This is a genomic window from Streptomyces sp. M41 (assembly GCF_043673425.1).
GTDB lineage: Bacteria > Actinomycetota > Actinomycetes > Streptomycetales > Streptomycetaceae > Streptomyces.
Map to the genome: position 1 here is coordinate 86,164 of NZ_JBIMKE010000002.1, position 13,855 is coordinate 100,018.

Genomic DNA, 13,855 nt, shown 5'->3' on the forward strand with positions numbered 1-13,855 from the left:
CCATGGACGGGCTACATCACGGTGAGCAGACGAAGGGGAACCGTCCGTGCAGTTCGAGGTGTGGGCACCGCAGGCCGGCCGTGTGACGCTCCATTGCGAGGGCGCCACGCACGCGTTGCAGCGCGATCCCGATCGCGCGGGATGGTGGTGGGGGGAGGCGGAGGCACGGGACGGGACACGGTACGGCTTCGCGCTGGACGACGGCCCCGTGCTGCCCGATCCGCGCTCCCGCAGGCAGCCGGACGGCCCGGACGGGCTGAGCGCGGTCGTGGACCAGGGGCGGTACACCTGGCGGGTCGAGTGGCCGGGGCGCCCGCTGCCGGGCGCCGTGCTGTACGAGCTGCATGTCGGCACGTACACGCGTGAGGGCACGCTGGACGCGGCCGCCGAGCGGCTCGACCACCTCGCCGAACTGGGTGTGACACACGTCGAGTTGATGCCGTTGAGCCCTTTCCCCGGCCGGCACGGCTGGGGCTACGAGGGCGTGTCGCTGTGGGCCGTGCACGAGCCGTACGGCGGCCCCGAGGCGCTGAAACGCTTTGTCGACCGGGCGCACGAACTGGGCCTCGGTGTGGTGCTCGATGTCGTCCACAACCACTTCGGCCCGTCGGGGAACCATCTGCCCGCCTTCGGGCCCTACCTCACGGACACGCATCACACGCCCTGGGGCTCCGCCGTCAACCTGGACGCGCCCGGCTCCGACGAGGTGCGCGCCTATCTCGTGGACAGCGCGCTGGCCTGGCTGCGGGACTACCGACTCGACGGGCTGCGTCTGGACGCGGTGCACGCGCTGGTGGACACGCGCGCGTGCCACTTCCTGGAGCAGCTGTCGACGGCCGTCGACGCCCTCGCCGCCGACGCCGGCCGGGCGCTGTTCCTGATCGCCGAGTCCGACCTCAACGATCCCCGGTTCATCACCGCGCGCGAGGAGGGCGGCCTCGGTCTGCACGCCCAGTGGAACGACGACTTCCACCATGCCCTGCACAGCGCGCTGACCGGTGAGTCGCAGGGCTACTACGCCGACTTCGGCCGAGCCCCGATGACGGCCCTCGCCAAGACCCTGACGGGCGGCTACTTCCACGACGGCACGTACTCCAGCTTCCGGGGGCGCCGCCACGGGCGCCCGCTGGACCGCACACGCGTGGGCGCGCACCGCCTCCTCGGCTACAGCCAGACCCACGACCAGGTGGGCAACCGCGCCCAGGGCGACCGCCTGGCCGCCGCGTTCCTGCCGGGGTCGCCCGGGCTGCTGGCCTGCGCGGCCACGCTGACGCTGACCGCGCCGTTCACCCCGATGCTGTTCATGGGCGAGGAGTGGGCTGCGGGCACGCCCTGGCAGTTCTTCACCGACCACACCGACCCGGAGCTCGCCGAGGCGGTACGGCGGGGCAGACGCCGTGAGTTCGCGGCGCACGGCTGGGCCGAGGAGGACGTGCCCGACCCGCAGGACCCGGCGACCCGGGATCGCTCCTGCCTCGACTGGTCCGAGCCCGAGCGCGAGCCCCACGCGCGCGTGCTGGCCTGGTACCGCCGTCTGATCGCGCTGCGCCACGAGCACCCCGACCTCACGGATCCCGACCTGGCCGACATCAAGGTGGCCTACGACGAGCGGGAGCGCTGGCTCGCCTTCCGCCGTGGCGACGTACGCGTGGCGGTCAACCTCGCCGGGGAGCCCGCCGCGATCCCGCTGGGGCCCCGCACGGCGACCGTACTGGCCGCGTGGGAGCCCGTGGAGGCGCCGGGTGCGGACGGGGTGCTCCAGGTGCCCGGGGAGTCGGCTGTGGTGCTGCTGCAGGGCTGAGCGGCCACCGCCGGTCCCGCCCGCCCGGAGCCGGACCGGAGCCGGGCGGTCCGGGTCCGGCCTCCCGGCCACCCGGCCACCCGGCCTACGGCTCGTCCGCGCCCTCGTCCTCCCTGAACTCCGTCACCCGCTCCAGCAGGATCGCCTCCCAGGCGTGCCGCAGCTGGGTCCGCAGCAGGGGCGCTGGCGTCTCGCCCTTGCCCTCGAGACGGTCCGCGAGGCGGGTCACGGCGTCGCAGCGGGCCAGCCAGAGGCCGCGCAGACAAGGGCGGGCGCCGTAGCCGGCCAGGGTGGCGGCGCGGACGGCGGCCGGGGAGCCGACGGCGAGGGCCAGGCCGGCGATGTCCTCGGCGGGGTCGCCGACGACCGAGTCGGCCCAGCCGAGGACGCCGCGCACCCGGCCGTCGACGCCGACGACGAGGTGGTCGCCGGTGAGGGCGTGGTGGACGAGGGTCGCGGTGCCGGGCTGGGCGGCCAGCTGCACGGCGGCCGGCTGGGTCAGCTGGCGCATCCGGGCCGCGTCGAACTCGTCGGCGGCGGCGAGGCGTCCGGCGGCGCTCTCGGCGGCCCTGCGCAGGGCTTCCAGGGAGCGCGGGGCGGTACGGGGCACCCCGAGCGTCTCGGCCTGCCGTACGGGGACCTCGCGCAGCCCGGTGAGCAGGCCGGCGAGGTCGGCCTCGCCGACGGCGGACACGTCGTGCTCGCCGCCCGAACCACCGGGCACCTTGGCGTCCAGGGTGTACGTGAGGCCGGGCGCCCACTCCCCGTACGCGACGCTCGTCGGCACCGCGACCGGGACGTGCGGGCGGACGAGGTCGCGCAGGCGCAGCTCGCGGCGCTGGCTGACGGCGGCCTCACGGTCGGGGGCGAGGCGCAGCACATGGCGGGCGCCGACCAGCCAGGTGGCGGGTTCGGCGCCCGGGGAGGCGGGCCGGATCTCGGGGCCCGCCGAGCCGCCGGCGCCGTCCTTGAGCAGGGAACGGACCAGTCGTCGGACGGTGTCCGCGGTGGGTGTCGGTGCCTGGGTCATGGTCGCGCCGTTGTCGCTCGGGGGTCTACGGGGGCTCCTTGCTCCGGGTCGCCGGCCGGGTCAGCCGACCAGGACCATCTCGCGGGTCGTGTCGTTCAGCCGCCGGCCGCCGTCCTCGGTGACGGTCACGATGTCCTCTATGCGCACTCCGAAGCGGCCGGGCAGGTAGACGCCGGGTTCCACGGAGAAGCACATGCCGGGCACGAGGGGCTGCTCCTCGCCCTCGATCATGTACGGCGGTTCGTGCGTGGTGACGCCGATGCCGTGCCCGGTGCGGTGGATGAAGTACTCGCCGTACCCGGCGTCCGCGATGACCGCGCGGGCGGCTCGGTCGACGTCCTGGCAGGCGGCGCCCGGCCGCACGGCGCGAAAGCCTGCCTCCTGGGCCTCGCGCACCAGGTCGTGGACGCGGCGCTCCTCGTCGGTGGGTTCCCCGACGTGCACGGTGCGGGAGGTGTCGGAGCCGTAGCCGTCCTTCAGACCGCCGAAGTCGAGGACGACCATGTCGCCGCGCTCGATCACGCGGTCCCCGACTTCGTGGTGCGGGTCGGCGCCGTTGGGTCCGGAGGCGACGATGGTGAAGTCGACCTGGGAATGGCCGAACCGGCGCAGCAGACCGGCGAGGTCGGCCGCGACCTCGGACTCCCGGCGACCGCCGAAGGGAACCTTCAGGATCTCCTCGAACGTCGCGTCCGCGGCCCTTCCCGCAGCCGCCATCAGCTCCAGTTCGGCGGCGTCCTTGACGGCCCGCAGCATCGGCAGGACGTCGGTGAGGGAGGCGTAGGAGGTACCGGGCAGTGCCTTCTGGAGGGCCAGCAGGTGCATCGCCCAGGCGTTGTCGCTGATGCCGAACCGGCCGCCGGCGTCGAGGAGGGCGGCGGTGGCGGCGTAGGGGTCCTTGCCGTCGGTCCAGTCGCGCAGGGTGAGGCCGGGCGCGCCGGCGGCCTTCGCGGCGTCCGGGGCCTCCAGGGCGGGGACGACGAGGACGGGGTCCTGGCCGGGGACGAGGACCAGCAGGGTGAGGCGTTCGGTCTCCGCGGTCGGCGCGTAACCGGTGAGCCAGACGAGATCCGGGCCGGGAGCCACCAGGAGACCGGCCAGCCCGGCGTCGGCGGCCGTCCGCGCCGCACGTCGCATACGGGCCCGGTAGTCGTCGGCGGTGAAGGGCGCGGGTGCGGTACCGGTCATCCGGGCCTCCCTGGGCGCGATGAGGACTACGGGCAGCATCCTGCCCGGACGGCGGGGGCGGCGCGAGCCGGTCGGCGGGTTTTCATCGGCCGACGCCGTCCATGCCGGCCCGTGGGCGGGCACGGTGTCGGCTCTCCAGGGCCATGCGGACGCCGAGGAGCAGCGGTACTCCGCCGGAGACCTGTAAGGACGTGGCGAAGACACCGGTCTCGTTGCCGAGGACGGGGTCCTGACTCAGAGGACGGTCCTGGCTCAGAGGACGGCGTGGGCTCAGACGACGACGCCCGGGACCACCGTCAGCTGCTGGTAGCCGCCGCTGCGGTGGCGCACCGTCAGCACGGCCTCGCGGCCCGGGCGGGCGTCGGCGACCGCGCGCGCGAGGTCGGCGGCCGTGTCGATGCGGGTCCTGCCGAACGCGAGGATCACATCTCCCCTGATCAGACCGGCCGCGTAGCCGGGGCCGGGAACATGGACGCCGACCAGCCGGGCCCCGGGCTTCGCGTCGTCCACGGCCTCCACGCCCAGGGTCGCGACGACGGGCACCCGTGCGGTGGTCGGGGACGGTGCGGCCGAGGGACCGTGCTGTGCCGGGGTCGCCGGGCCTCCCGGAGCGCCGGGCCCGGGCTGTCGCTGGACTTCGGCGAGTCTGCTCATGCCGATCACGGTGACCCCCACGGTGCCGAGGCCGACCCCGGACAGCAGCAGGACCACTCCGAGCAGCACGGCGGCCAGGACGGTGGTGAGCCGACGGCAGCGTCCGCGGGGCGCGGCGTGCGGGCGCCGTGCGCCGGGGTCGGGCTTGGTGTCGTGATCGGGCCGCTGACCTGGCATGGGCTTGGGTCGCAACGCAGTCTGTTCCATCGGATCGCCTCCGGCTGGTGACTACCCTGCGCACCGGCGCACAACGAGCCACGATCGAGTGAGACTGACCGGTGGTCAACAGCGGGAAGCCATAGGCATCACGGCGGAAACGGGACGTCGGGCAGGGGGCGCTCGGCCTGAACCGCGACCGTGCGCCGGGGCGAAACGACCGGCGTCCACCCGGCCGGGGCGGTATGACGGGCGGGCACCCGGCGGGGGGCGGAACGACCGGCCGCCACCCGACCGGGCCGAAACGACCGGCGTCCACCCGGGCCGGGGCGGAGCGACCGGCGGCCACCCCCCTGCGCCCGCACCTCACAGCCGTTCGGCCAACGCCTGCGCGGCTCCCCCGAGCGCCCCCGCGTACACCAGTTCCGTCCGGTGCACGACACGCGGCTCCGCGACCGGCACCGCGACGGTGCCGGGCACCCCGGTGGCCGCCCGGCGCGGCAGCAGGGTCAGGCCGTGACCCGCCGCGGCCAGGGCGGTGAGGGCGCGCAGGTCGGCGCCCTCGTAGCGCAGGGCGGGCCGGAAGCCGTGGCCGCCGTTCGCGGCGCGCAGGTGGGTGAGCGGCAGGCCCGCGTCGGGGGCGTCCAGCCAGCGGGCGTCGGCGAGGTCGTCGAGACGCAGGCCCGGGCGCCGGGCGAGCGGGTGGCCGTCGGGCAGCAGGACACACACCGGCTCCTCTCCGATGCCGTGGCTGGTCAGCGGTGCCACGTCGGGCAGCCGCAGCGGGTCGCTGGGGGCGGTGAGGCCGTCCACGAGGCCGACGTCCGCGGTGCCGGTGGCGACGGCCGCGGGAATCTCGTCGCGCGGCAGCACGCGCAGGGTGGTGCCGGAGGCCGGCAGGGCGGCCAGGACGCGGGGTGAGAGCGCGGTCGGGGTGGCCGCGAGGGTGAGTTCGTGGCGGGGCGCGGCAGCCAGCCGTACGACGTCCGCGCGGGCCGCTTCCAGGCGCAGCAGCAGGGGGCCGGCGTGTTCCAGGAGCCGCTCGCCGGCCGCCGTGGGCGCGACGGGGCGACGGGTGAGCAGGGGGGCTCCGAGGTCCTGTTCGAGTGCGGCGATGTGCTGGGACACCGCCGACTGGGTGTAGCCCAGCTCGCGGGCGGCCTCGGAGAAGGAGCAGAGGCGGGCGACGGTGACGTAGGTGCGCAGCAGGTGCGGGTCCATGCCGGACAGCATCCCGGACGGCATCAGTTCTGCTTATCGCGGGTGCATGGATCATCGTTGGACCTGAAGTGCGGGACGCGCCCAGGATGAGGGCCATGACGAACGCCGCCGCGCGGCCGGCCCGGCTCGCCCTGGTCGGGGACCGCTCCCCCAACGTCGCCTCGCACACGCGCGTGCCGCTTCTGCTGGACGCCCTCGCGCAGCGCGAACGGCTCGTGCTGGACGCCTACTGGATCCCGTCGCGGGACGCGGAGACCGAGGACGCGGTGCGCGGCTTCGACGCCGTGTGGGTGCTGCCCGGCAGCCCCTACCGCAGCGAGGCGGGCGTGCTGCGCGCGATCCGCACCGCGCGGGAGGCGAAGATCCCCTTTCTCGGCACGTGCGGCGGCTTTCAGCACGCCCTCCTCGAGTACGCGCGTGACGTGTGCGGCCTGACCCGTGTGGCCCACGCCGAGAACGACCCCGGCGCCGACGACTTCCTCATCGAGCCGCTGGCGTGCTCGCTGGTCGGCCACGAGGCGGCCGTGCGGATCGAACCCGGTTCGCTCGCCCACGCGGTGACCGGCTCGGAGCGGACCGTCGAACGCTACTTCTGTGCCTACGGCCCCTCCCGCCATCTCGCCGTCCTGCGCGCCCACGGGCTGCGCTTCTCGGGACACGACGAGGACGGGCACGTGCGGATCGCCGAACTGCCGGGCCATCCCTTCTTCCTGGCCACTCTCTTCCAGCCGGAGTTGTCCGGCGACGACGCCTCGTACCCGCATCCGGTCGTCCGGGCCCTGGCACGAGCCGCCGTCGCCCACGCCGCGGAGGCGGTTCGGCAGAGCGTGTAGCGGTCGGCGGGGCAGATGTGCGGCGCTCGGCCGGGACTCGTTGTCAGTGGCCGCTGTTACGTTCTGTGACATGACCGATCACGCGCTGCGGCTGCTCCGGCGGCATTCCCGCCTGGCCGAACTGGCCGCCTTCCCCTTCGGCTTCGACCTGGACCGTGCGGCCCATGGCCACGTCGAGGAGGTCCGCCTCGCCTCGGGCGGACCGCTGGAGGTGGTGGCGGGGGACGACACGGGCGGTACGTACTTCGTGTGCGCGGACGGCTCGATGCTGTACGCCGACTCGGAGGGCGGCGCCGGGATCATCGGCTCCGGTGTCGACGAGGCGCTCGAGATCATGATCGGCCTGCCCGGCTGGCACGAATACACGCTCCTGACGCCGGACGCGGGCGCGGAGGAGATCCTGGCGCGCGTCGCGGAGATCGAGAGCGAGATCCAGGAGAGCTACGGGTTCGATGAGGAGCGGGCCGAGCTCCGCGCCGCGCTGGGCCTGCCCGACCGCTCCCCGGTCGAGCTCGTGGGCATGCTGCATGCCGCTCTGCTGCGCACCGAACCGGACTTCGTGCTCCTCAACGCGCATGAGGGATGCGCGTACACACGCATCGGCCCGCCGAGCGGTCCACTGTGGGAGCCGGTCCTCGCGGCGGGCCACGCCGACCTCGCCCTGCTGCGGGCGGGCGACGGGGCGGCTTGGGATGCGGTCACGGATGATCCCGTGCGGCGTCGACTCGCTCTGCGGGCCGCGCAGTTCGACCGCGCCGAGGGCGACCTGGAGCTGCTGCGGCATCTGCTGCGGCACGAGACCAAGTCGTCGATGACGGACGAACTGCGGCTCGCGGCCGTGCTGGTGGGCCTGCGCGGGGACACCAGGGATCTGCCGTTGCTCCAGGAGGTGCGCGAGACGGACTTCGACACCGCGTGCGGCCTCGGCGGTATCCCCGCACCCGGCGCGAGTGCCGCCGAGTTGCGTGGCTGGGCGCAGGAGCTGGACGACTCGCTGTTCGGCACGGACCCCGCGGACGAGCCTTTGCACACATGGACCGACCTGGCCCGCGACCAAGGGATGACGGAACTCGCCCGGGTCGCGCTGATCCGGGACCTCGACGACATCGTGATGGACCAAAGCAGGCTCCGCCCGCCCGGCGCCCCGCGGTCGCGGGCCGCCGCCCCGCTGCGCGCGCTGGCCCGTGACTTCGAGGAGCTCGGCGACCACCTCCAGGCGTTGCGCGCCCAGCGCCTGTACAGCGCGTTGCAGGAATCCGCGTGGGACCGGGTCTCGGCCCTCCTGGAGCAGGCAGGTCTGGAGCGTGCGGCGAACCAGCTCCCCCGGTCCGCAGACACCTTGGCCGCTCTGCGCGGCATCCTGGCGGCGCCCGGAGACGATTCCCTGCGTCACTGGCAGGGCGTGAACCTCGGCCGCTTCATCGCCGAGGAACACTACGCACTGACCCGCGCCCTGTCCGAGGCCCGCCGGCCGGAGGAGTCCCGTGCTCTGCTCAAGGCCGCCGACGCGATACTCGGCGGGCTCTCGGAGAACGCCGCGCACGGCGTCCGAGAGCCCGCCGAGGAGACGGCCGCGCTGGTGCGACGGCTCGGCTGAGCGCGGGCACGCCCTCAGCGCAGGGCGGGGACGGCCGGCGGGCGGTCCGGGAGGAAGCCGTGGGCGCGGCGGGCCAGATACGGGGCCTTGTAGCGATCGACCTCCCGGTGCCAGTGCAGGATCCCGGACAGCCAGTTCTGAAGGTCGGTCACATAGTTCCCCATGATCTCCCGGGCCTCGGCCGAGAGTTTGAAGTCCTCGTACATGATGGGTAGTTCATGCGCGGCCACATGCTGGAACTGCTGCATGCGCTGGGTCATCAGGTCATGGACGACGTTCAGGGCGGTCGGGTAGTCGATGCTGAAGAAGTTCTGCACGACGAGGATGGCGTTGTGGATCTCACCCTCGTACTCGATCTCCTTCTGGTAGGAGAAGACGTCGTTGACCAGGCAGGCGTAGTCGATCGCGGCGTTCTCCAGGGAGCGGACGGGTCCGCTGCGGTACACCTCCGGCGGCACGGCGGGGCCGTGGCCCATCCGGCACAGGCTCAGGGTGAGGTCGGAGCCGAAGGTGGCGCGGCGCATCTCCAGGTAGTCGACCGGGTCGGGGATGCGGTTCTGGAGCTGGTTGGACAGCTCCCACACCCAGCTCTCGGTCATGACGTTCACCGCGTCCTTGAGGAAGCGCCGGTGCCGGGGGGTCATGTCCGCCGTGGTACGTGCCCACAGGTCGGTGAGTCCGCGTTCCATTGCGTCGAGCGGGACGGTGCCCACCTCGCCGTCGAGGGGCATGCACGCCGACAGCCGTCGGGTGGTCAGCCGGGCGGCGGCCAGGTCGCGACGCTGGCCGAACACGAGCGGATAGTAGTCGTCGCCGTAGGTGCCCCAGGCCAGCCATTGCGAGCTGAGGTCCAGCTCAGCGGGCGTCGCGTCGGGGTCCAGGCCGGCCGCGCAGAGCGGAAGGTCGTAGGCGGCGAGCTTGTCCTCGTCCCAGACGCCCTCATGGAGGATGCCCATGCGGTGCGTCCACTCGATGAGACGGCGCCGGGCGCCGTCCAGATGCGGGCTGAGTTCCACCTGGAAGGGCATGTAGAAGTCGGGCAGCCGGGATGGGCCGACCTTCTGGAACGGCACATGCGTGTAGGCACGCAGACGTTCGGCGCCGGCCGCCGCGAGCAGGGCGCTCATGTCGGCCGCGGAGGTGCCGGGGCCGGTCGGGCCCCGCCACGGCGAGGTGAGTTCGGCACGTTCGTTCATGTACCGGCTGGAGCGCATGTGCCACTCGTGGCCACCGGACTGCCAGTCCTGGAGCCCCCGGGTGTAGGCGGCTACCGCGGCGACCTCCTGGGGGGTCAGGCCCTGCTCGAGCGCGACTGCGGGGACCTCGGTGAGGGCGGTGTGCTCGAACTGGTGGAGGCGGGAGGTGAGGACGTCGTTGACGGTGTCGGCGGCCTCCTGGGTGGTGCAGCCGAAGAAGGTCTCCAGCACCAGGACACCGTTGCTGAGTTCGCCCTCGTCCTCCACCTCGCGCTGGTAGGAGAAGAGGTCGTTGCGCAGATGGACGCCGTCCGAGAAGGTCTCCATCAGGACCCGCAGCGGCCGCGTCTCGGCGACCGAGGCGGGGACTTCGGCCGTCGCGTACTCCACGAGGCCCGACGACCAGGGGGCGCCGCCCACCTTGCGGCGCATCTCGATGTACTCGACGGGGTTGGCGACACGGCCCTCGTTGATGTTGGACAGCTCCCACAACGACTCGTTGAGGAGGTGCTCGGTGGCGACGGCGAAGCGCCGGCGCCAGTCGGCCGACATCGAGGGCACCGTGCGCGTCCACAGGTCGGCGAGGCCCGCCTCGACCGGGTTCCGAGGCTCCGGCATCGGAGTCGACAGGTCCATCGGCATGAACAACGGGAGCCGGTCCAGATGGGCCTTGCCGCCGATGCGGTCCTGGGTGCGCTTGAAGAGCTCCAGGAAGTGGTCGTCGAAGAAGAAGACCCACACGTACCAGTCGGTGATGAGGGAGAGGGCGGGGCCGTCGCAGTCGGGGTGGGTGTAGGCGCAGAGCAAGCCGTAGTCGTGCGCGTCCAGGTCGGCCTGCTCCCAGACCCCGGACCCCTCCAGCATGCCCATCTCACGGGCCCACCGGGTCGAATGGGCGCGGGCCTCGTCGACATGTGGGTTCAGCCGCGCGGGATACGGCATGTAGAAGTGCGGGAGTTCGAAGGGCTGCTGCGTCATGGCCGGGGCCCTACCCCCGGTCCTCAACAGGCATCCACCGCCCGGGACATGATCACACCATCGCGTGAATCAAGGGCGAACCTGGAGCTCCGCCCGGACCGGCCCCTCTCCGCCGCACACCCGGTCCGCTAGGCCCTGTCGTCAAATTTCGTCGTCCGCCCGCACGGCAGGCGGGAATTTGACGACAGGGCCTAGGAGTGGGCCACGACCTCGCCCGCCGTGACCTGGGGCGGATTCGGGAGCAGGGCGGCGAGACGGTCCCGTACGAAGTCCCGCGCCCTGTCGGTCGACTCCTCGGCTCCGGCCCGGTCCTGGAAGACACCGGTCGACACCATCACCCCGCCCCCGGCGTCGGCCCAGTAGTAGGCCACGAAACCCTGGACCTGGCGCAGGAGCGGCACGAACTCCTCGTTCACCCGGCGCCCCGCCTCACCCGGGTCGGTCACGCCCTCGTACCGCCGGACCACTGCGTACATGGCTCAACTCCTCGTCTCGTGCATCGCGGTGCCGTCGTCCGCGCAGGCGTACCCGCCGTGGCGAGTGCTGGGTGCTCAGGCCGGCGTAAATCACTGGAAAAGCCCTGTCGATGATCCGATCGGAGGGCACACGAACCCTGCCGCGTCAATCTGCCGGTCTTAGCCGATGTACGCCACCTTGGTCGCATGGCCTCCTCCCCGCTCCCGCACGAGCCTCACGAGCCGCACGCCAGGGAAAGGACCGGGCAGCGGGCCGGCGGCGTCCCCGATGTGTTCGACCCCCGGCAGTACGCCACCGCAGTGCCCTACGACGCCTATCGCGTGCTGCGCGACCGTCACCCGGTGGCCTGGCAGGACGAGCCCGAGGTGCTGGGCTGGCCGGCCGGCCCCGGATTCTGGGCGGTGACCCGGCACGCGGACGTGGTGCGGGTGCTCAAGGACTCGACGACGTACTCCTCCCACCTCGGCGCGACGCAGATCCGTGACCCGGATCCGGAGGACCTGCCGTTCATCAGGCGGATGATGCTCAATCAGGATCCGCCGGCGCACGGCAGGCTGAGGCGGCTCGTCAGCCGGGCCTTCACCCCCGGCCGGGTCGACCGGTTCACCGACATCGCGCGAGGCCGGGCCCGTACGCTGCTGACGCGGGCGCTGGACATCGCCCGCGCGACCGACGGCACCGTCGACCTGGTCTCCGCCGTGACGGACGACTACGCCCTGCTCAACCTCGCCGACCTGCTGGGCGTGCCGGAGGGCGACCGCGGGCTGCTGCTGCACTGGACGCAGCGGGTCATCGGCTACCAGGACCCCGACGAGGCGGGCGCCCCGGTCCTGGACGCGCAGGGCCGGCCGGTCGATCCGCGGTCACCGGCGCTGCTGCGGGACATGTTCGACTACGCGGGGCAACTGGCCGCGCACAAACGCCGGTTCCCGGGCGACGATGTGATGACCACCCTCGCGCTGGACGCCGAACTCGACGGCCCCGAGCTGGCGATGTTCTTCTTCCTGCTCACGGTCGCGGGCAACGACACCGTCCGCAGCGCGGCGCCGGGCGGGCTGCTGGTTCTCGCCGAGCACCCGGAGGCGTATGCGCGGCTGCGCGCGGGCAAGGCGGGCCGGGCGCAACTGGACGCGGCCGTCGATGAGTTGCTGCGCCTGCACCCGCCGGTCCTCACCTTCCGCCGTACCGCCGCGCACGACACGGAGCTGGCGGGGCGGCGTATCCGCGCCGGTGACAAGGTGGTCGTCTTCCATGCCTCCGCCAACCGTGACGAGCGGGTCTTCACCGATCCGGACCGGCTCGACCTGTCCCGCACCCCGAACCCGCATGTCTCCTTCGGCGGCGGCCCGCACGTCTGCCTGGGCGCGCACTTCGCCCGGCTCCAGCTGCGGGCGCTCCACCGGGAAGCCCTGCGGGCCCTGCCGGTGCTGCGGCCCGCCGGTCCGCCCGGACGGCTGATGTCGAACTTCATCAACGGTCTGAAGTCGCTGCCCGTGCGGATCGTCTGAGGGCGGCCGGGCGAGCCGGTGCGGTCGTTCAGGTCCGCACCTGGATCAGCGCGTGTGTCCCGGCGGTCCGCCACTTCTGCCCCTGCGCCTCGACCAGCGCCGCCTCCGTGCCCGCGTCCAGCCCGGTGATCACGTCGGACTTCAGGGTGCGCAGGGCGGCGACCGGGCCGGGGAAGTGGGCGGTGACATCGGCGAACGGCGTGGTCGGCGGCCGGCTCCGGTCGCCGACGAGCCGGCGGTAGTTGAGGTCGCCCTTGACGACGGTGAGGGTGGCCGCGGCGAGCTCCTCGCGCAGATCGCCGGGCATGTCCGAGAACGGCAGCGGGGCGCTGGAGAACGGGTGGGCGCGGACGGTGAGACGGCCGTCCGTCAGGGCCGACCAGAGGGTGCGTCCGTGGATCGCGGCGGCTCCGGGTGCGGCCGTCAGCCGGCGCAGGGCGTCCAGTACGTCGGCGTGCGTGGCGTCGGAGACGTAGTAGGGGTACGGCTTGACGTGCAGGGTAGCCCGCCGGACGCGCCCCTCGGTGAGGAGCCGGGCGATGAGGAGCAGGTCGGGGACGAGTTCGCGGCCCGCGTTGTCGGCGATCAGACAGAGGTCGGCCGACCCGGAGGGCGGGAGCAGCGACCAGAGGGTCTCGCTGTCGTCGGCCACGAGGGGCGGCGGGTCCGAGGGGGCCTCGCCCTGGGCGGCCGACAGTCGGAAGCCCAGGTCGGCGCGGTTGCCCCACAGGGAGCCGTGCAGCAGTGCCCGGTCCTGTTCGTCGGCGGGCCGGCCGGCGAGGGCGTCGAGGGCGGCCAGTTCCTCGCCGGTCTCCGGTGCGTCGAGTTCGGCCAGCTTGGACGGGCGGAACGGGTCGATGCCCTGCCAGGGCCCTGGGGAGAAGTAGCCGACGGCTTCGAGGAGTTGACGGTAGAAGTAGCTCTCCGACCACAGCCACGGCACGTCGAACCAGGAACGCCCGGTGTGGGCCTCGGCGCCCCACGAGGTCCAGCGGTCCCGGTCGTGGGCGTCGGCGGGCAGCGGTTCGATGACGCCGTCGGTGCAGCTCGCGAGGAGTGCGTCCAGCGCGCGGTGCTGCTCGGGGCCGTAGGGGAAGGATTCCCGGACCTGCCGGATGATCGCGGGATGCCGCTCTGCGAGGACGCTGTGCGGGAACGAGCCGGGTTGGTCGCCGCGGAGTACGGGCGCGAGCTGGGTGTCGGACCTGTCGGGCAT

General features: G+C 73.1%; 11 protein-coding genes. 4 read left to right on the forward strand and 7 right to left on the reverse strand.

Going from position 1 to position 13,855, the window contains the following annotated elements; translation table 11 throughout:
• The first annotated feature begins 46 nt into the window (after nt 1-46).
• Nucleotides 47-1,801, forward strand: a complete 1,755-nt coding sequence (gene treZ / locus ACHBTE_RS02740; RefSeq protein WP_394721670.1) for a malto-oligosyltrehalose trehalohydrolase — start codon at nt 47-49, stop codon at nt 1,799-1,801.
• Nucleotides 1,802-1,886: 85 nt separating this feature from the next.
• Here treZ and ACHBTE_RS02745 read toward each other — a convergent pair whose 3' ends face one another.
• From ACHBTE_RS02745 to ACHBTE_RS02760, 4 genes are all read right to left on the reverse strand, one after another.
• A complete protein-coding gene (locus tag ACHBTE_RS02745) occupies nt 1,887-2,831 on the reverse strand; it encodes a phosphotransferase family protein (protein WP_394721672.1) in 945 nt (314 codons plus the stop codon).
• A 60-nt stretch (nt 2,832-2,891) separates the two neighbouring features.
• Entirely contained in the window at nt 2,892-4,019 is a 1,128-nt protein-coding gene (locus tag ACHBTE_RS02750; RefSeq protein ID WP_394721673.1) for an aminopeptidase P family protein, read from the reverse strand.
• A gap of 270 nt (nt 4,020-4,289) precedes the next feature.
• Nucleotides 4,290-4,880, reverse strand: a complete 591-nt coding sequence (locus ACHBTE_RS02755; RefSeq protein WP_394721675.1) for a PDZ domain-containing protein — start codon at nt 4,878-4,880, stop codon at nt 4,290-4,292.
• A 315-nt stretch (nt 4,881-5,195) separates the two neighbouring features.
• Complete coding sequence (locus tag ACHBTE_RS02760; RefSeq protein WP_394721980.1) at nt 5,196-6,050, reverse strand: LysR family transcriptional regulator; 855 nt, start codon at nt 6,048-6,050, stop codon at nt 5,196-5,198.
• A 95-nt stretch (nt 6,051-6,145) separates the two neighbouring features.
• On the opposite strand from ACHBTE_RS02760, the gene ACHBTE_RS02765 reads away from it, so the two are divergent.
• Together ACHBTE_RS02765 and ACHBTE_RS02770 are read left to right on the forward strand one after the other, a co-directional pair.
• Nucleotides 6,146-6,883, forward strand: a complete 738-nt coding sequence (locus ACHBTE_RS02765; protein ID WP_394721676.1) for a hypothetical protein — start codon at nt 6,146-6,148, stop codon at nt 6,881-6,883.
• A 70-nt stretch (nt 6,884-6,953) separates the two neighbouring features.
• Nucleotides 6,954-8,480, forward strand: a complete 1,527-nt coding sequence (locus ACHBTE_RS02770; protein ID WP_394721677.1) for a hypothetical protein — start codon at nt 6,954-6,956, stop codon at nt 8,478-8,480.
• A 14-nt stretch (nt 8,481-8,494) separates the two neighbouring features.
• Here ACHBTE_RS02770 and cyc2 read toward each other — a convergent pair whose 3' ends face one another.
• Together cyc2 and ACHBTE_RS02780 are read right to left on the reverse strand one after the other, a co-directional pair.
• Complete coding sequence (cyc2, locus tag ACHBTE_RS02775) at nt 8,495-10,654, reverse strand: germacradienol/geosmin synthase Cyc2 (RefSeq protein WP_394721678.1); 2,160 nt, start codon at nt 10,652-10,654, stop codon at nt 8,495-8,497.
• Between the two features lie 191 nt (nt 10,655-10,845).
• Complete coding sequence (locus ACHBTE_RS02780) at nt 10,846-11,130, reverse strand: hypothetical protein (protein WP_394721679.1); 285 nt, start codon at nt 11,128-11,130, stop codon at nt 10,846-10,848.
• 186 nt (nt 11,131-11,316) lie between these two features.
• Between ACHBTE_RS02780 and ACHBTE_RS02785 the strand changes: the two genes are divergently transcribed.
• Complete coding sequence (locus tag ACHBTE_RS02785) at nt 11,317-12,639, forward strand: cytochrome P450 (protein ID WP_394721680.1); 1,323 nt, start codon at nt 11,317-11,319, stop codon at nt 12,637-12,639.
• Nucleotides 12,640-12,667: 28 nt separating this feature from the next.
• Here the strand turns inward: ACHBTE_RS02785 and ACHBTE_RS02790 are convergent, their stop codons facing one another.
• Nucleotides 12,668-13,855 carry a damage-control phosphatase ARMT1 family protein gene (locus tag ACHBTE_RS02790; protein ID WP_394721681.1) on the reverse strand — a complete coding sequence of 396 codons (1,188 nt, stop codon included), beginning with the start codon at nt 13,853-13,855 and terminating at the stop codon, nt 12,668-12,670.

What these genes read in the sequence shown, in the direction of transcription:
- ACHBTE_RS02745 (WP_394721672.1), bottom strand. Translation starts at nt 2,831, where the DNA reads ATGACCCAGGCACCGACACCCACCGCGGACACCGTCCGACGACTGGTC.
- ACHBTE_RS02750 (WP_394721673.1), bottom strand. Translation starts at nt 4,019, where the DNA reads ATGACCGGTACCGCACCCGCGCCCTTCACCGCCGACGACTACCGGGCC.
- ACHBTE_RS02755 (WP_394721675.1), bottom strand. Translation starts at nt 4,880, where the DNA reads ATGGAACAGACTGCGTTGCGACCCAAGCCCATGCCAGGTCAGCGGCCC.
- ACHBTE_RS02760 (WP_394721980.1), bottom strand. Translation starts at nt 6,050, where the DNA reads ATGGACCCGCACCTGCTGCGCACCTACGTCACCGTCGCCCGCCTCTGC.
- ACHBTE_RS02765 (WP_394721676.1), top strand. Translation starts at nt 6,146, where the DNA reads ATGACGAACGCCGCCGCGCGGCCGGCCCGGCTCGCCCTGGTCGGGGAC.
- ACHBTE_RS02770 (WP_394721677.1), top strand. Translation starts at nt 6,954, where the DNA reads ATGACCGATCACGCGCTGCGGCTGCTCCGGCGGCATTCCCGCCTGGCC.
- cyc2 (WP_394721678.1), bottom strand. Translation starts at nt 10,654, where the DNA reads ATGACGCAGCAGCCCTTCGAACTCCCGCACTTCTACATGCCGTATCCC.
- ACHBTE_RS02780 (WP_394721679.1), bottom strand. Translation starts at nt 11,130, where the DNA reads ATGTACGCAGTGGTCCGGCGGTACGAGGGCGTGACCGACCCGGGTGAG.
- ACHBTE_RS02785 (WP_394721680.1), top strand. Translation starts at nt 11,317, where the DNA reads ATGGCCTCCTCCCCGCTCCCGCACGAGCCTCACGAGCCGCACGCCAGG.
- ACHBTE_RS02790 (WP_394721681.1), bottom strand. Translation starts at nt 13,855, where the DNA reads ATGCCCGACAGGTCCGACACCCAGCTCGCGCCCGTACTCCGCGGCGAC.